General features: G+C 59.8%; 16 protein-coding genes. 6 read left to right on the forward strand and 10 right to left on the reverse strand.

The features are described 5' to 3' along the window. Positions 1 to 145 precede the first annotated feature (145 nt). The 3 genes from C8265_RS11170 to C8265_RS11180 all read right to left on the reverse strand — a co-directional run bounded on the left by C8265_RS11170 (position 146) and on the right by C8265_RS11180 (position 3,963). Positions 146 to 1,960, reverse strand: coding sequence for an SLC13 family permease (locus C8265_RS11170; RefSeq protein ID WP_420818866.1), 1,815 nt, complete (start codon positions 1,958 to 1,960; stop codon positions 146 to 148). Between the two features lie 315 nt (positions 1,961 to 2,275). Then, a complete protein-coding gene (gene aroB / locus C8265_RS11175; protein WP_108484088.1) occupies positions 2,276 to 3,391 on the reverse strand; it encodes a 3-dehydroquinate synthase in 1,116 nt (371 codons plus the stop codon). After that, positions 3,388 to 3,963 (reverse strand): shikimate kinase, encoded by a 576-nt coding sequence (locus C8265_RS11180; protein ID WP_108484186.1) that lies wholly within the window; start codon positions 3,961 to 3,963, stop codon positions 3,388 to 3,390. Before C8265_RS11180 ends, aroB begins: the two co-directional genes overlap by 4 nt. A gap of 102 nt (positions 3,964 to 4,065) precedes the next feature. Here C8265_RS11180 and C8265_RS19490 point away from each other — a divergent pair, with 102 nt between their 5' ends. The 4 genes from C8265_RS19490 to C8265_RS11195 all read left to right on the forward strand — a co-directional run bounded on the left by C8265_RS19490 (position 4,066) and on the right by C8265_RS11195 (position 8,101). Next, complete coding sequence (locus C8265_RS19490) at positions 4,066 to 4,203, forward strand: hypothetical protein (protein WP_164512314.1); 138 nt, start codon at positions 4,066 to 4,068, stop codon at positions 4,201 to 4,203. Then, a complete protein-coding gene (locus C8265_RS11185; RefSeq protein WP_126623168.1) occupies positions 4,193 to 5,743 on the forward strand; it encodes a hypothetical protein in 1,551 nt (516 codons plus the stop codon). Before C8265_RS19490 ends, C8265_RS11185 begins: the two co-directional genes overlap by 11 nt. Positions 5,744 to 5,751: 8 nt before the next feature. Then, a complete protein-coding gene (locus tag C8265_RS11190) occupies positions 5,752 to 6,675 on the forward strand; it encodes a site-specific tyrosine recombinase XerD (protein WP_240611050.1) in 924 nt (307 codons plus the stop codon). A gap of 118 nt (positions 6,676 to 6,793) precedes the next feature. Next, entirely contained in the window at positions 6,794 to 8,101 is a 1,308-nt protein-coding gene (locus C8265_RS11195; protein WP_108484091.1) for an HlyC/CorC family transporter, read from the forward strand. A gap of 81 nt (positions 8,102 to 8,182) precedes the next feature. Here the strand turns inward: C8265_RS11195 and C8265_RS11200 are convergent, their stop codons facing one another. From C8265_RS11200 to C8265_RS11210, 3 genes are read right to left on the reverse strand one after another with little or no spacing between them, the layout of a single operon-like run. Continuing rightward, on the reverse strand, positions 8,183 to 9,634 hold the full coding sequence (locus tag C8265_RS11200) for a carboxypeptidase M32 (RefSeq protein WP_164512319.1): 1,452 nt from the start codon (positions 9,632 to 9,634) through the stop codon (positions 8,183 to 8,185). Between the two features lie 42 nt (positions 9,635 to 9,676). After that, positions 9,677 to 10,816, reverse strand: coding sequence for a heme A synthase (gene ctaA, locus C8265_RS11205; protein WP_108484093.1), 1,140 nt, complete (start codon positions 10,814 to 10,816; stop codon positions 9,677 to 9,679). Between the two features lie 43 nt (positions 10,817 to 10,859). Further along, positions 10,860 to 11,603: an RNA methyltransferase gene (locus C8265_RS11210; protein WP_108484094.1), complete on the reverse strand. Its 744-nt coding sequence runs from the start codon at positions 11,601 to 11,603 to the stop codon at positions 10,860 to 10,862. Positions 11,604 to 11,729: 126 nt separating this feature from the next. On the opposite strand from C8265_RS11210, the gene C8265_RS11215 reads away from it, so the two are divergent. After that, positions 11,730 to 12,350, forward strand: a complete 621-nt coding sequence (locus C8265_RS11215) for a thiamine phosphate synthase (RefSeq protein ID WP_108484095.1) — start codon at positions 11,730 to 11,732, stop codon at positions 12,348 to 12,350. A gap of 13 nt (positions 12,351 to 12,363) precedes the next feature. Here the strand turns inward: C8265_RS11215 and olsA are convergent, their stop codons facing one another. The 3 genes from olsA to C8265_RS11230 all read right to left on the reverse strand — a co-directional run bounded on the left by olsA (position 12,364) and on the right by C8265_RS11230 (position 14,271). Continuing rightward, the gene (gene olsA / locus C8265_RS11220) at positions 12,364 to 13,179 is read right to left on the reverse strand and encodes a lyso-ornithine lipid O-acyltransferase (RefSeq protein WP_108484096.1); all 816 of its coding nucleotides are present in this window, start codon (positions 13,177 to 13,179) and stop codon (positions 12,364 to 12,366) included. Further along, positions 13,176 to 13,952, reverse strand: a complete 777-nt coding sequence (gene olsB / locus C8265_RS11225) for an L-ornithine N(alpha)-acyltransferase (protein ID WP_108484187.1) — start codon at positions 13,950 to 13,952, stop codon at positions 13,176 to 13,178. The genes olsA and olsB overlap by 4 nt, the downstream gene beginning before the upstream one ends. Positions 13,953 to 14,097: 145 nt before the next feature. Then, positions 14,098 to 14,271 carry a DUF3553 domain-containing protein gene (locus C8265_RS11230; RefSeq protein ID WP_420818867.1) on the reverse strand — a complete coding sequence of 58 codons (174 nt, stop codon included), beginning with the start codon at positions 14,269 to 14,271 and terminating at the stop codon, positions 14,098 to 14,100. A 39-nt stretch (positions 14,272 to 14,310) separates the two neighbouring features. Here C8265_RS11230 and C8265_RS11235 point away from each other — a divergent pair, with 39 nt between their 5' ends. Continuing rightward, positions 14,311 to 14,907 (forward strand): histidine phosphotransferase family protein, encoded by a 597-nt coding sequence (locus C8265_RS11235; protein WP_108484098.1) that lies wholly within the window; start codon positions 14,311 to 14,313, stop codon positions 14,905 to 14,907. Here C8265_RS11235 and C8265_RS11240 read toward each other — a convergent pair. Then, the gene (locus C8265_RS11240; protein WP_108484099.1) at positions 14,897 to 16,162 is read right to left on the reverse strand and encodes a glutamate-5-semialdehyde dehydrogenase; all 1,266 of its coding nucleotides are present in this window, start codon (positions 16,160 to 16,162) and stop codon (positions 14,897 to 14,899) included. The genes C8265_RS11235 and C8265_RS11240 overlap by 11 nt on opposite strands. Positions 16,163 to 16,209: the final 47 nt, after the last annotated feature.

The raw sequence follows: 16,209 nt of genomic DNA on the forward strand, positions 1-16,209 counted from the left end.
TTTATTTACAATCCGATTTTCCCCACAAGTGTTTGGTAACGGCAAACTGCGCTCTTGGTGTTTCAGTGTCTGAAAAGTCACTTTGTGATCGCCCCGCATCAACGACCACCGGAAAAATCGCCCAGTTGCGCCCTCTTGATTGGAATTAAAGGGGCCAGATGATCAGCAAAAGTGGCAGACTGACCATGACGACAAGGATCTCGACCAGCAGGCCCAGTTTCCAATAATCACTAAACCTGAACCCACCGGGGCCAAGGATCAGAGTGTTGTTCTGATGGCCGATAGGTGTGAGAAAGGCACAAGAGGCGCCAATCGCAACTGCCATCAGAAAACTGTCAGGATTGACACCCAAGGTGGATGCAATGCCCAGCGCAATAGGGCACAGAATGGCGGCAGTGGCGGCGTTGTTCATCACATCCGACAGAAACATCGTGGTGATCAAAACCACGGCCAGCGCGGCAATCGGATTGCTTTGCGCGATGGTGTCGACCAGAAACCGGGCCAGCAGATCGGCGGCGCCCGTGGTCAGCATCGCGCCCGCAACCGGAATCAGCGCCGCCAACAGCACGATAACCGGCCAGTCGATAGAGGTGTAAATCTTGCGCAACGGAACCGTACGCAGCACCATCGACGCCAGAACACCAAGCGCAAAACCAACAGGCGCAGGCAACAGGCCCAACGTGACAACGCCGATCGCGCCCACCATGATGGCACCTGCAATGATCGCCATCTTTTTGTCGGGAATGCGCAATTCACGTTCGCCCAACGGCACGCAACCGGTATCGTTGATGAATTCCGCCACCGCCTCGGCCGGGCCCTGCATCAGCAACAGATCGCCCGATCTCAGCCTCAGATGACGCAGCCGCGCCTGCGGTGGCCGCCCTTCGCGCGAAACGGCAAGAAGATTGACCCCATATCGCGTGCGCAATCGCAGATCACTGGCCGACCGGCCCACGATCGTCGATCCCGGCAAAACCGCCAGCTCCCTCAGCACGATTTCCTCGCTCACGTCGTCGGCGTCATCGGCATCGGTGATTTCATCAGCCTGAAAGGGTGCTATCGCCGCGTCTTCATTGTCGTCTGACGGTGCCTTCTCTTCTTCCAGTTTGATATCAAAAACCGAAAGCGCCTCGGCCAGAGCGTCAACATCGGCCTGCAAAACCAGAATATCGCCGGCAAAAATACGCCTCCCGCCATGGGGCGCGGTAATGGCCACATCATTGCGCACCAACCCGACGATCTGGGCACCGCTGTCTTCAATTTCGGCCTCAAAACCGCGCAGCGTCAGGCCGACGGCCTTGCCCTTTTCCGGTACGCGCACTTCGGTCAGATAGGCGCCGGTGTCAAATCCATCTGCGGCGGCCGATTTGCGCGCGGGCACCAGCCGCCAACCGATCAGCGCGATAAAAATCACCCCCAGTCCCGCCACCGCAACCCCCACCGGGGCGAAATCAAACATCTCGAACTGGCCCAATCCCGCCTCTTGGCGAAACCCCGAAACGATCAGGTTGGGCGGCGTTCCCACCAATGTCGTCATACCGCCCAGGATTGTGCCAAAGGCCAGCGGCATCAAAATCTGTCCCGGTGCAAGGTTCAACCGCCCCGAAACCTGAACCGCAATCGGCATCAAAAGCGCCATCGCGCCGACATTGTTCATGAATCCCGACAGCGCCGCGCCCAACCCGATCAGCGCCAGAAGCGTCACCGTCTGACCGGCATCGCGCGGCAGAATCCTGCGGGCCAGCCAATCCACCGCGCCGGTATTGCGCAACCCCTGGCTTAACACCAGAACACAGGCAACGGTGATCACCGCAGGGTGGCCGAACCCGGCAAATGCGTCGCCCGACGGAACCACACCGACAATGACACAGGCCATCAAAGCGGCCAACGCCACCACATCATGGCGAAACCGGCCCCACAAAAACAGCCCCATCATCGCGGCAAGAATGGCAAAGATCATGATCTGCGGGGTGCTCAAAATTGCAGCCTTTTGTTGTGACACCACATAAGATCTGTCGCGCGATGGCGCGCCGATCTGCGTCAACACACAGCAATCCCTTGTGTGGATGGCTTTTGCAATCCAAATCCCATCAATGCCATGGGTGTTCGGCCCCCGCGTTCTACGAAATCGGTTTTGCGTTACCCGCCAGGTTTGCGCCGAGGTCAGGACGGATCAGCGTCGTCGCACCCTGCACACTGACTGCGCGTCAAATATACTTCGAACCGTCATCACAAGAACCTGCGCCAGAAAGCAGGCCGTGAATGTTTGAAAACCCTACGCCCGCCCGCGTAGGGCATCGCCCAGCACGGTTTGCAATACCGTCACCGGCACATCATCGGTTACAAAAGCCTGACCAATCCGGCGGGCCATGATGAAATTGATCTTTCCATCCATCACCTTCTTATCCTGCCCCATCAGATCAATCAACGTGTCGGCATCCGGCAAATCGCCGGGAATATCGGCGAGATCGGTTTTCATCCCCATCGATTTCAAATGTGCGCGGACGCGGCTTGGGTCTTCTTGCGGGCACAGGCCCAGACGCGCCGATACCTCAAATGCCAGACCACAACCGATGGCGACGCCTTCACCGTGCAACAACCGGTCGGAATATCCCGTGGCCGATTCCAGGGCGTGGCAAAACGTATGGCCCAGATTCAACAGCGCGCGATCGCCCTGTTCGGTTTCGTCGCGCGCCACGATATCCGCCTTGGCCTGAACCGAGCGGCGCACCGCTTCGATCCGCAAATCGACATCACCGGCGGCCAAAGCGGGGCCGTTTTCCTCTAACCAGGTGAAAAACGCGTCATCCCCCAGCAAACCATATTTCACCACCTCGCCGTAGCCCGACAAAAACTCGCGCCCCGGCAGCGTTTCAAGTGCGGTAATATCGGCCAGAACCAATGAGGGTTGGTGAAACGCCCCGATCAGGTTTTTCCCTTGGGGCGCGTTGATCCCGGTTTTGCCCCCAACCGAGCTGTCAACCTGCGCCAGCAGCGACGTCGGAATTTGCACAAACCGCACGCCCCGGCGCAACACGGCCGCCGCGAACCCGGCCAAATCGCCAATCACGCCGCCGCCCAATGCGATCACCACATCGCGGCGTTCGATTTTCTGCGCCAGCAGCCATTCAACCGCGCGGGTGAACTGCGGCCAGCCTTTGGTGCCTTCGCCCGCAGGCAGCGCCAGCGACACCATGTCGATCCCCGCATCCTGCAACCCGGCGCGCAGCGTTTCCAACTGCGCCTTGGCCACATTTTCATCGGTCAGAACGGCAACACGGGGCCGGTGCAACAGCGGCGCAATATGCCGACCCGCCTGCCCGATCAGCCCCGCACCGATCATCACGTCATAGGCGCGCGCCCCCAATTCCACCCGTACAGTCGTTGTCATGTCTTACCCTTTGCCAATACATCCGGGCGGCTGGCCAAGGCCGCGATCACCTGATCGGCCATATCTTCGATCGTATATCCCGGCTGACTCTCGACAGTCAGATCGGCCAGGGCGTAATACGGCACGCGGGTCGCGAAAATCTCTTGCAACGTGGCGAATGGATCAACGGTGCGCAACAACGGGCGTGTGTCCTTGTGGCGCACCCGCGACCACAACAGTTTCACATCGGCGTTCAACCAGACCGACACGCCATACTGCGAAATCAACTCCCGGTTGCCCCTCGTCATAAATGCCCCACCCCCGGTTGATAAGATTCCCGGTTCGATCTGCAACAACCGCTCGATCACCTGGGATTCCTTGGCGCGAAAGAATGCCTCGCCATCGCGAGAGAATATTTCGGCGATGGTCCGGTTGGCTGCCGCCTCAAGCGCTTGATCCGAATCGCGAAACGCCACATTCAACCGCCGTGCCAACGCCGTGCCCACCGCGGTTTTCCCAGCCCCCATCATGCCAACCAAGACAACAGTTTTCTTCAGTCGATAGGGCACGCGGGCGACGTCTCGCTTATTGATTGGGTTTCTTTTCCTGAATGGCGTGATCTTGCCGAAAAGACCATATATAAACGTAACAATCGGGCCAGAAGAGCCCGCCAAGGCAGGAACGGGACAAGACAGATGAAGATTCGAATATTCAAGTTGCTGGTCGTCTTGGCATTGATCGGGTTTGCGGGCCTTTCGGTCTATGCCTATTTCGGCGATCTCAGCCCGGAACGCACGCAGATTACCGAACCGGTGCGGTTGAATGCAAATTAAGAACGGAATTATCGCCATGGCCGGGCTGGCCCTGGCGACTGGCTTTGGCACGCCGGGGTTTGCACAGGCTCCGCTTTCGGCGATCGACTGGTTATCGGACAGTGTGATTCTGCCCGCGCCCGTTGCAAAACCGCGTGCGCCCCGTGAAAAAGACATCGTCACATCGGCCCTGCCCGAATCGATCACCGTGCGCCCGCTGGATGCGCCCACCCCCGACACGGTTGGCCTTGTATCGGCGCGCCGATTGGGCCTGCCCGGTGATATCTGGGGCGCGTCGTCCTCTGCGCAGCTTGCCCGCCTGCTGGCCACCCATCGACCCAGCGATATTCCGGCACTGCGCGATCTTTACAAGGCGTTGCTGGTGGCGGAATTGGATCCGCCACTGGATTCCAACGGCGATAAAACGCTGTTTCTCGCCCGGATCGATGCGTTACTGGCGATGGGTGCCTTGACTGACGCCGCTGAATTGCTGGATCGTGCGGGCCGTACCGAGCCGATGTATTTCGTGCGCTGGTTTGATATTTCGCTGTTGATCGGCACCGAAAACCGCGCCTGTGAACGCATGCGCGCCCTGCCACAGATTTCGCCCACCTATGGCGCGCGGATTTTCTGTCTGGCGCGGGGCGGCGATTGGCAGGCCGCTGCCGTCACGTTGGAAACCGCCGAAATCCTTGGCCTGCTTGATCCACAAGAGGACGCATTGTTGGCGCGATTCCTGTTGGCCGAACTGTCCGAAGATGCAGAGCCTTTGCCGCCCCAACGCGCGCCATCGCCTTTGGTGTTTTCGATGTATGCCGCCGTGGGCGAACCTTTGGCCACGCCCAACCTGCCGTTGGCGTTTGCCCATGCCGATTTGCGCCCCGTGACAGGATGGAAGGCGCGGATCGCCGCCGCCGAACGTCTGGCGCGGGCCGGCGCGATTGATGGACACCGGTTGATCGAAATCTACAGCGAACGTTTGCCCGCCGCGTCGGGCGGGGTGTGGGATCGTATTGATGCGGTTCAGGAATTTGCCGTCGGGCTGAACCGGTCCGACCCCACCGCCGTATCGGCCGCCCTGCCCGCCGCCTGGGCCGCAATGGTGGCAGCCGGGCTTGAAGTGCCGTTCGCCGAAGCGGTGGCAGAACCGTTGGAGCATCTGCCCCTGAGCGGTGGCGCGCAGGATATCCAACTAAAGGTCGGCCTGCTGTCGCCCGATTACCGCAGCGCGGCCGCCCGCACCAAAGGCCGCATGCCACAGCACGCCTTCTGGCTGGCCCTGGCCCAGGATGAAACCGCCCGCGCCACCCCCACTGACCCCCTCGCCGGGGCGCTGCGCGATGGGTTTGGCACCGAAACCCTGTCTGACCCGATGCAAACCCTGATTGATCAAAATCGCCGGGGCGAAGCGATTTTGCGCGCCATCGACATGTTTGCCACGGGCGCCTCGGGTAATTTTGATGAGCTGCAACAGGCGGTTGCAACCCTGCGCGCCGTCGGGCTGAACGATGCCGCACAGCGCGCCGCGTTGCAGTTGTTGATCTTGGATCCCGCGCAATGACTGTTTCAATGCCCCGCCGCATCCAAACCTTTCTTGAGGCGCAGGCCGCCGAACTGGACGCCGCTGAAAACACCCGCCTGGCCTATGCGCGCGATCTGACCAATTTCGCCGATTGGCTGGGCTATCACGGAATGGATTTCGACACCGCACAGCGCGAAGATATCGAAGCCTACATGGTGTCCTGCGACGCCGAAGGGCTGGCGCAATCCACCCGCGCGCGGCGCCTGTCGGCTATCAAACAACTGTACCGGTTCGGCTTCGAAGAAGGCTGGCGCGCCGATAATCCGGCGATCCAGATCAAAGGCCCGGGGCGCGCCAAACGTCTGCCCAAAACCCTGAGTGTAGATGAAGTGGACCGCCTGATCGGGGCGGCGCAAACCGCCGGAACATCGCGCCAGGATCGGCTGCGCAACACCTGCCTGATGGAGATCCTCTATGCCACCGGAATGCGGGTGAGCGAGCTTGTGTCGCTGCCGGTCAGTGCGGCGCGGGGCGATCCGCGCATGTTGCTGGTGCGTGGCAAGGGCGGCAAGGAACGCATGGTGCCACTGTCACCCTCGGCGCGGGACGCGCTGACCGTCTGGTTGCAAACCTGGGATGAGATCAATGAAGAGCGCATCGCAAAGCGCGCCCAGCCTTCGAAATTCCTGTTTCCCACCCACAGCAAGCAAGGCCATCTGACACGCCATCGGTTTTATACCCTGATCAAGGAACTCGCAGTTGCGGGCGGCGTTTCGCCCGACAAGGTGACACCCCACACCCTGCGCCATGCCTTTGCCACACACCTGTTGGCGGGGGGGGCCGATCTGCGATCAATCCAGACGCTTTTGGGCCATGCCGATGTATCAACAACCGAGATTTACACCCATGTATTGGATGAACGGCTGCGCGAACTGGTGTTGGAACATCACCCGATGGCCAATGATGAATGACCCGGCCCACACCATAACCCCATGACGCGCCCCCACCCCCGACCATCGCCCAAGCCTTGAACGCCTGGCCGTGAATGCCCATAACTCCCTAAAATCAGTATCAGGAAAGACCGCTATAATGGAAACCGCCACCACCGTTCTGGATGTCACCTTTTGGGTAACGTGCGGTATCATCTTTTTCCTTCTGCTTACCTCTGCCTTTTTCTCGGGCACCGAAACCGCATTGACCGCGGCATCGCGCGGGCGGTTGCGATCAAACGCTGACCGGGGTGACAAGGGCGCGGTGATCGCGTTGAAAATCAAGGAAGACGACGAACGGTTTATCGGCGCCATTCTCATGGGCAACAATATCGCCAACGTGGTGGCCACATCGCTGGCCACGGCGGTGTTGACGAAACTGTTCGGTGTCAATGGCGTGGTCTATGCGTCGCTGGTGATGACCGCGCTGATCCTGATTTTTGCCGAGGTGTTGCCAAAGACATTCGCCATCACCCGCCCCGATATTGCATCCTCCTTTGCAGCGCCAATCGTGATTTGGGTCATCCGCATTCTGTCGCCCCTTGTGACGGGCGTGCAATTTGTCGTGCGCGCGTCACTGCGGCTGGTTGGGGTGCGGATTGATCCCAACAGTAATGTTCTGGCCGTGCGCGAGGAAATCGCCGGGGCGCTGAACCTTGGCCACTCCGAAGGGGTGGTGGAAAAGGAAGATCGCGACCGGATTTTGGGCGCGCTCGACCTGGCCGAGCGCACAGTCGAGGAAATCATGTTGCACCGGTCAAAAATCAAGATGATCGACGTGTCGGTTCCACCGCAGGAAATGTTGGAGCAATGCCTGATTTCGCCCCACACGCGCCTGCCGATCTATCGCGGCACCCAAGAGGAAATCGTCGGCGTGATCCACGCCAAGGATCTGTTGCGCGCGATGTACACCAAACGGCAGGCCAACGAAGAAAAAAGCGACCCGTTAGAGGATTTCGACATCATGGATGTGGCGATGAAGCCATATTTCGTGCCCGAAACCACCACGCTTGATGATCAAATGCGCCAATTCTTGCGTCGGCACACGCATTTCGCGCTGGTGGTCGATGAATACGGGGCGCTGCAGGGTTTGATCACGCTTGAGGATATTCTGGAAGAAATCGTCGGGGAAATCACCGATGAATTCGATGTCGATTCCGAAAACCCCCTGCGCAAGGCGGATAATGGCGATTTTCTGGTCGATGGTGCGATGACAATCCGGGATTTCAACCGCGCCACGGAATGGTCCCTGCCCGATGATGAGGCCAATACCGTTGCCGGCCTGGTCATTCACGAGGCCCAGACGATCCCGACCCAGGGCCAAGTGTTTTCGTTTCACGGTTACCGGTTCGAAGTTGCGCAGCGCAAGGATAACCGGATTACACGGCTTAAAATTCGCGCCCTCTAGGGCGTTGCGTCCCGCCTCCTGGGGGGCCAGCCCCCCAGACCCCCCGGGATATTTCCGGCAATGAAAAGACCAAGCGGCGGTTTAAAGGCGGTAAAGGGCGGTGAATTTGGTTTCGAGATAGTCCAGAAGCGGGCCTTCGTGGGGGTCAAAGCCGCAGGCGTGTTTGATCGTATCGCGTGGTGTGCGCAACCCGCCGTGGGTTTGCAGATTTTCACGCAACCACGCGGTTGCCTGCGCGGTCTTGCCCTGGGCCAGATGATCGTCAAGATCGGGCACCGCGGCGCGCATCGCCTGATTGAGGCACCCGGCATAGACATTGCCCAACGTATAAGTCGGGAAATATCCGAAAAGGCCCACGGGCCAATGCACATCCTGCAGGATTCCATTGGCCGGACAATCGACGGCAACGCCGAAATCGGCGGCAAACCGGGTGTTCCACGCCTCTTCCAGATCATCGGGCGACAAGGTTCCAGCGATCAGCTGACGTTCAAGATCAAAGCGCAGCAAAACGTGCAGATTATATTGCACCTCATCTGCCTCGGTGCGGATAAAACCGGGGGTGACCCGGTTGACCGCGCCATGAAACGCCGCGGCATCGGCCACGCCGAAATCGCCGAACGTGTCTTTCATCAAGTCAAAGAGATAGCCGGTGAACGGCGCCGAACGGCCCAGTTGATTTTCGTAAATCCGGCTTTGGCTTTCATGCACGCCCATGGATACACCCTGCCCCAGCGGGGTGAGCAGATAGGCCTGATCGATTCCCTGTTCATAGGCGGCGTGGCCGACTTCGTGGATCGTGGAGTAAAAGCAGTTGAACGGATCAGTCGGGCTGGTTCGGGTGGTGATGCGCACGTCGCTCCCCGACCCCGACGAAAACGGATGCACCGCTTTGTCGATCCGGCCGCGATTGAAATCATAGCCAAAGGCATGGGCCAAAGCATCGCTGATTTTCAGCTGCCCGGCCTCGTTGAAATCCCCCGCCAGTGTGATTGGTTGATGGCTTGCCCCCAGCACGCGGTCGCGCAAGGCCACCAACCGGGGGCGCAGCGCACCAAACATATCGGCCAGGTCGCGGCCCGTTGTGCCCGGTTCGTAATCATCCAGCAGCGCATCGTATAAATCACCGCCATCGGCCAGGGCGGCGGCCTGTTCCCGTTTCAACGCCACCACGTTTCGGAACGTCGGCAGGAACGCCGCGACATCATTGGCGGCGCGGGCCTTGGCCCAGGTGCCCTGACTGAGGCTGGTGACGCGCGCCAGTTCGGCGGCGAGGCGGGCGGGCAGTTTGGTTGTGCGCTCGTAACTGTGGCGGATAAGGCGCAGCGCGGCCTGCCCCATTTCATCGGGCGCCTCGGCTGTTTCCAGCCATTCACCGACACGCGGATCGGTTCGCCGGGCATGCAGCACGCCCTCGATCGCGGCCATTTCTTCGCCCCGTTGGGTGGCAGAGCCGGGCGGCATCATGGTTTCCTGATCCCATCCGAGGCGACCCGCGATTTGGGCCAATGCCTCGGTTTCGCGCTGATGGGCCATGAGGTTTTCAAAGGCGGACACGGGCAGACTCCTGTGATGTGATCAGCCGCGCACCGATTGCGCGACCGGATAGCGGGCCTGATGGCGGGCGCGCAACATGAGCACCCACAAGATGACCGCCCCGAATTGATGCACAATGGCAATGTGCCACGGCGCCTGATAAATTACCGCCGCAATGCCCAGCACCATCTGAACGCTCAGCATCGCGAGAACCGCGTTGAACCCGAACCGTGTCGCCCGGTTGGGCGAGCGGCGCGCGCGCCACCAGATCGCAAGCGTCAACAAAAACAGGATGTAACCGGCGGTGCGGTGCATGAATTGCACAAGGCCCGGATCTTCAAAGAAGTTGCGCCAGATCGGTGTCAGCCCAAAGGGTTCGGGTGGGAAAACCCCGCCCGCCATCAACGGCCAATCAGGATAGGACCGGCCCGCATCAATCCCCGCGACCAGTGCGCCCAACAGGATTTGCACAGCTGCAAAGGCGATCAAAACCGTGGCGGCGCTTACCAGCCGCGCTTCGCGGTTGCGCCGCGCCTGCATCAATTGTGCCTCGCTGCGGCCCAGTTGGAACACATACCAGGCGATGAAGCCAAGGATCACAAACGCCAGGCCCAGATGAATGGCCAATCGGTAGGACGCCACAAACACCGCCGTGCCCGTCAGCCCGGATGTCACCATCCACCAACCGATTGCACCCTGTGCGCCGCCCAGAACACCCAGCCCCAACAGGCGCATCGTCCATCCCGTGGGGATCGTGCGCGTGAGCAGAAAGCCAAAGAACCCCAGCGCCCAGACCAGGCCAATCACCCGACCCAACTGGCGATGGCCCCATTCCCACCAATAGATGAACTGAAACTCGCCCAGGCTCATCCCTTTGTTTTGCAACTGGTATTGTGGAATTTCACGGTATTTGTCGAACTCGGCCTGCCATGCCTCGGCGCCAATGGGGGGCCAGGCACCGGTGATCGGGCGCCATTCGGTGATCGAAAGCCCCGAGTCGGTAAGCCGGGTCAGACCGCCCACCGCGATCATCACCACGACCAAGGCAAACAGCACCATCAGCCACGCCCGGATCGCACGGCGTGCGCCTTTGGGCTTGGCATCGATCATGCCACCTTTGGGGGGGGCGTTGCGGGGTTGTTCGGCCCCGACCTCTTCGAAAATTGCGCGTTTACCAGTCATGTCATCCCCTTTGCGCGGAACCTAGCGCCGGGCCACGGCCCCATCAACCCTGTCGGCCACGCAGCAATTGTCGCACCATGCCATGCAGCGTGCGCACATCGGCCGAGGTCAGCGGCAACCGCGACCACATATTGCGCAAGGCCAGCTTCATCGACTCGGCCTTGTGCAGCGGAAAAAAGAACCCGGCCTCATCCAGCCGTTGTTCATAATGTTGCGCCAGTTTTTCAACCTCAATCAATGTCGCAGGTTCCTGGCCCGCCCAATGCACGGTTTCCGGCGCGACCGTTTCGGATTGACGCCGCCATTCATAGGCGGTGAGCAATACGCATTGCGCCAGGTTCAGCGATGCGAAATCCGGGTTGACCGGCACGTTGATAATCGCATTGGCGCGGGCCACATCATCATTTTCCAAACCGGCGCGTTCAGGGCCGAACAACACGGCAACCCTTTGGCCTGTCGCGATAATCTGGGCTGCTTTCGCCATTGCCGCTTCGGGGGTGAACACCGGATTGGTCATGTCACGGCTGCGCGCGGTGGTGGCAAAGACAAAGGCGCAATTGGCCACGGCATCGGCGGTGTGATCATGGATCTGTGCGCCGTCCAACACCCGGCCTGCACCACTGGCCAAGGCCACGGCACGGCTGTTGGGCCAGCCATCGCGCGGGGCGACCATCGCCATGTCGGTCAGGCCGAAATTATACATCGCCCGCGCCGCCGCGCCGATGTTTTCGCCCATTTGCGGACGTACCAATACAAACAGCGGTTGCGCCTTGATCTCTGCGGCCATTATGCCCCCAATTCGGTTGCCGCGTCATACGGCGCAAACCCGCCGGGATCAAGCCGCGCACAGCCAATGGTCAAGCCAGGCAATCCGGTCTAAAAGGCATCAAAATCGCATTTCACGAGAGGCACCATGGCCCAATCCGAACGCCCGCAGATTTATCTGATCACACCCCCCACATTGGATATCAACACCTTTCCCGATCAACTGGCGCAAGTGCTGGACGCCGTTGATGTGGCCTGTGTGCGCCTTCATCTGGCCAGCCGTGACGAAGATCTGATCGCCCGCACCGCAGATGCCTTGCGCGGTGTTGTGCACGACCGTGACGTGGCCATCGTTATTCAGGATCATCTGTTACTGGTCGAACGGTTGGGCCTGGACGGTGTGCATTTGGTCGAAGGCGCGCGCAATCTGCGCAAGGTGCGCAAGGATCTGGGCGCTGACGCGATAATTGGTGCATATTGCGCCGCGTCGCGCCATGATGGGATGAGCGCCGGAGAAAGCGGCGCGGATTACGTCAGCTTTGGCCCGGTGACACCGACACCGCTGGGCGATGGCACCATCGCCGAACCCGATTTGTTTGCCTGGTGGTCCGAGATGATCGAAGTGCCGGTGGTCGCAGAAGGCGGGCTGGACGATGGCACCATTTCCGCACTGGCCCCCGTGACCGACTTTTTCGGTATTGGTGATGAAATCTGGGCCGATGACGCGCCGGTTGATAAGTTAAAGCACTACATCAATCTGATGTCGTAATTTCCTGCATTCATTAACAAAAAGATGATCGAACCTGATCGCCCAAATACTGGGCGATTTCGCGGCGGTTGCTGAAATCGGCAACCGCGACAGGCGGGTGATATATCAGCTCAACACCACCTTGGGGCGCTGTTGCGAGGATTTTCAACAGATGCGCGCCAAATTCCATATCCCCCCACCAGCCATAGTAGCGCGGGCCATTCCCGACAGGATCGGTATACAGGATCGACACCGGTTGTATATGCAGGATACGCTTCAGGTCATCTGTGAGGAACGCCTCGAAAAGCGTTGATTTAAAAGGTAAAACTTGCGAGCCATCGGTGGATGTTCCCTCGGGGAAGAACACCAGGTGATGACCGGCCTTCAACCGCTGTTGAAACATATCGCGATGCAGCGCCGCCTCATGCCGGTTGCGGCGGATGAATAATGTACCGGTGGCCCGCGCCAGCCATCCAATGCCGGGCCATTTTGCCACTTCGGCCTTGGAGACGAAATACACCGTATCCGCCGCGTTCAGCGCGAAAATATCCAACCATGACGAATGATTTGCCACCACCGCGCCGCGCCGTGCCATCGGGCGGCCTGTCACGCGCCATGTCATACCCATGATGACGAATGACCCGCGGCACACCCAGCGGGTGATATGCGGCGTCACAGGGCGATTGAGGCCACACAGGGGCCGCTCGACCAATCGCAGCAGCAGGAGCAGCACCAGACCGCCAAACACCACCATCGCCAAAACAGGGCCGCGCACCGCCACGCGCAGCCAACCGCCCGGGCCGATGCGTGGCGATTGCGGTGGCGGCGGGCCTTGCCAGGTCACGCTCATCCGCGATCTCGGATATATAAATTGCGCTGCTGCGGGCTCATTTGCGCTGTATCCAGGATCAGGCACACGTCCGTGGTATTGAAATCATGATCCACATACGCGCCTTCGCCCACAACGCCGCCCAAACGCAGATACGCCTTGATCAACGCCGGTGTCGCGCGCATGGCGGCGGGGCGATCAACCTGATCGACAGGCAGGATATCCATTGAATGGCCATGGGGCGGACGGGGGCGCACCCGCAATTCAGCGGGCGCCAGATGGCGGTGATGCAGTGCCGAAAGAGGCTGTGCCAGCGCCTGCACATCGGTGCCATGAAACGACGCGACGCCGAATAGAATCCCGATATCATGGGTCTTTATATAATCGGCCAAAGCCGCCCATAGGTGCATCATTGCCATGCCACCGCGATAATCGCGATGCAGACACGACCGGCCCAATTCCAACAACCGTCGCCCCGAACGGTGCAACGGCGCAAGGTCGTATTCGTCTTCGGAATAAAACTGCCCGGCCTGCCGTGCGCCTTCGCCGGTCAACAGGCGATACACCCCAACAACATGGTCAAGCCCCGCCGCAGCGCGCCGTTGATCGACCAGGATCAGATGGTCGGCAAACGGGTCGAACCGATCGGCCTCGTGGCGGGCGGCGTGATCGACCATTGGGCCGTCTGCGCCCAGTTCTTCAACAAAAACAGCATAACGCAACCGATGTGCCGCCGCCAGATCCGCAGACGTTTGCGCCAGGCGGCAACAAAACTGTGGCGCAGTGCGGCCCATATCATCTGTTCCCACCTCAATCATGGATGGCGTTTTAAGGTGCGGCGTCCAAACTCACAAGCGGGGTGGCAAAAACGCCGATGTTGACACATTATTAACCATTGCTGTCGTAACCACAAAGGCAGTCAGCGTTTTTTGACCCTATTTAGGAATCGTAAACCGGAATGAGATCAACACGCGTGCCATCAATCACCACGCGCCCGGCTTGGCGAAACATAACGGTGACCTTGCCATTTATGTTCGATTGCACCTGCCCCAAACCCCATTCGGGTTGGCCGGGGTGGCGCACGATCATCCCCGGCTCCAGCAGTGAGGCCATGTCGCCCATGAAATTTCCCCTTATGAAACGAGGCCCCGTATGACGGCACCCCCGTGTGATTTGAACGCGTTGCTTGGGTCGCGCATCTGCCATGATCTAATTAGTCCGCTGGGCGCAATCAGCAATGGGTTGGAATTGCTGGCGATGTCCGGTGTCGTCGACAGCCCCGAGATGAGCCTGATCAGTGAAAGCGTTGAAAATGCGAATGCGCGAATCCGGTTTTTTCGCGTGGCTTTTGGCGCGGCAAATCCGGAGCAGGAAATTGGCAGGGCCGAAATTCTGTCAATCCTCGGGCCGCTTTCGGCGGGAAAGCTGAACATTGATTGGCAATTGCAAAATCACCCGTTGCGGGTTGAAACGAAACTGGCGTTCCTGCTGATTCAATGCTTGGAAAGCGCAATGCCCTGGGGCGGCACGATCACCGTATCGCAAAACGAAACAGGTTGGCGTATCGAAGGACTGGCCGAGCGGTTAAGGCCGCTGCCCGATCTATGGTCGGTGGCGACCCGGCACAACCCGCCCAATGGTGTTGGGGCAAATCACGTACAATTCCCCCTTGCCGACAAAGCAGCGGCCGATCTGGGCCGCCGCGTAATCATGGAAGAGGACGCGGGCGCGATCACCCTCAGCTTCTGACGGCACCATCGCCGGTGACAAGATATTTGAAACTGGTCAACTGCATCGCGCCAACCGGGCCGCGCGCATGTAGTTTGCCCGTGGCAATACCGATTTCGCCGCCCATCCCAAATTCACCCCCATCCGCGAACTGAGTCGATACATTGTGCATGAGGATGGCAGTATCCAGCCTCTCAAAAAACCGCTGAACGGCGGCGGCGTCTTCGGTGATGATGCAATCGGTGTGATTGCTGCCGTATTTCTGAATATGCGCGATGGCGCCATCGACATCATCCACCACCCGCGCGGCGAGGATCATATCAAGATATTCACGGCCCCAATCATCGTCATCGGCGAAATCGACACCTTCGATCCCGGCCAGGGTCGCATCGCCGCGCACCTGAACCCCGGCATCGATCAACGCCCGCAACACACCCTGACCAATGGTTTCGACCACGTCGCGGTGGATCAACAGGCATTCTGCCGCGCCACAAATGCCGGTGCGACGGGTTTTGGCATTCATCACCACCTTGAGCGCCTTTTCAGGGTCGGCAGCCGCATCGATATAGACATGCACGATGCCTTCGAGATGGGCAAAAACCGGGACGCGCGCCTGTTCCTGTACCAGCCCCACCAACCCTTTGCCCCCACGCGGCACGATGACATCAATGTAATCGGTCATGGTCAGAATTTCGCTTACCGCAGCGCGATCACGGGTCGGGACAAGTTGCACCGCGTCTTCGGGCAAATCGGCCGCGCGCAGCCCGTCGACCAGACAGGCGTGAATGGCCCGCGATGAGTGAAAGCTTTCTGACCCGCCGCGCAAAATCACCGCATTCCCGGCCTTCAGGCACAGCGCACCGGCATCCGCCGTCACATTGGGGCGGCTTTCGTAGATCACACCGATCACGCCAATCGGCGTGCGCACCCGGCGGATATGCAACCCGCTGGGCCGATCCCATTCCTCCATCACGGTGCCCACCGGATCATCCTGGCCCGCAACCGCGCGCAATCCGTCAGCGATGCCTTTCACCCGGGCCTCGTTCAACATCAGCCGGTCCATCATCGCTGGCGACAGTCCTTTTTCGCGGCCAAAGTCCAGATCGTCGGCATTGGCCGAAATGATCGCGGCGCGGTTGGCCCAGACGGAATCGGCGGCCGCCACAAGTGCCTTGTTCTTTGCGGCGGGGGTGGCAAACGCCAAGACCGCCGAGGCGGCCCGGGCGCGGCGGCCCATATCCTGCATCAAAGCGGGAATGTCGGTGTGATCTTTCATCGGTGGCACCTTTGGTGAGGTCGGGTTTGGATATTTATAGCAAGAAA

It is taken from the genome of Oceaniglobus ichthyenteri, assembly GCF_003057885.1.
GTDB classification, from domain to species: domain Bacteria; phylum Pseudomonadota; class Alphaproteobacteria; order Rhodobacterales; family Rhodobacteraceae; genus Oceaniglobus; species Oceaniglobus ichthyenteri.

Excerpts from the sequence above, each read along its gene's own strand:
- C8265_RS11170 (WP_420818866.1), bottom strand. The coding sequence starts at position 1,960 with ATGATCTTTGCCATTCTTGCCGCGATGATGGGGCTGTTTTTGTGGGGC.
- aroB (WP_108484088.1), bottom strand. The coding sequence starts at position 3,391 with ATGACAACGACTGTACGGGTGGAATTGGGGGCGCGCGCCTATGACGTG.
- C8265_RS19490 (WP_164512314.1), top strand. The coding sequence starts at position 4,066 with ATGAAGATTCGAATATTCAAGTTGCTGGTCGTCTTGGCATTGATCGGG.
- C8265_RS11185 (WP_126623168.1), top strand. The coding sequence starts at position 4,193 with ATGCAAATTAAGAACGGAATTATCGCCATGGCCGGGCTGGCCCTGGCG.
- C8265_RS11190 (WP_240611050.1), top strand. The coding sequence starts at position 5,752 with ATGCCCCGCCGCATCCAAACCTTTCTTGAGGCGCAGGCCGCCGAACTG.
- C8265_RS11195 (WP_108484091.1), top strand. The coding sequence starts at position 6,794 with ATGGAAACCGCCACCACCGTTCTGGATGTCACCTTTTGGGTAACGTGC.
- C8265_RS11200 (WP_164512319.1), bottom strand. The coding sequence starts at position 9,634 with ATGGCCCATCAGCGCGAAACCGAGGCATTGGCCCAAATCGCGGGTCGC.
- ctaA (WP_108484093.1), bottom strand. The coding sequence starts at position 10,816 with ATGACTGGTAAACGCGCAATTTTCGAAGAGGTCGGGGCCGAACAACCC.
- C8265_RS11210 (WP_108484094.1), bottom strand. The coding sequence starts at position 11,603 with ATGGCCGCAGAGATCAAGGCGCAACCGCTGTTTGTATTGGTACGTCCG.
- C8265_RS11215 (WP_108484095.1), top strand. The coding sequence starts at position 11,730 with ATGGCCCAATCCGAACGCCCGCAGATTTATCTGATCACACCCCCCACA.
- olsA (WP_108484096.1), bottom strand. The coding sequence starts at position 13,179 with ATGAGCGTGACCTGGCAAGGCCCGCCGCCACCGCAATCGCCACGCATC.
- olsB (WP_108484187.1), bottom strand. The coding sequence starts at position 13,952 with ATGGGCCGCACTGCGCCACAGTTTTGTTGCCGCCTGGCGCAAACGTCT.
- C8265_RS11230 (WP_420818867.1), bottom strand. The coding sequence starts at position 14,271 with ATGGCCTCACTGCTGGAGCCGGGGATGATCGTGCGCCACCCCGGCCAA.
- C8265_RS11235 (WP_108484098.1), top strand. The coding sequence starts at position 14,311 with ATGACGGCACCCCCGTGTGATTTGAACGCGTTGCTTGGGTCGCGCATC.
- C8265_RS11240 (WP_108484099.1), bottom strand. The coding sequence starts at position 16,162 with ATGAAAGATCACACCGACATTCCCGCTTTGATGCAGGATATGGGCCGC.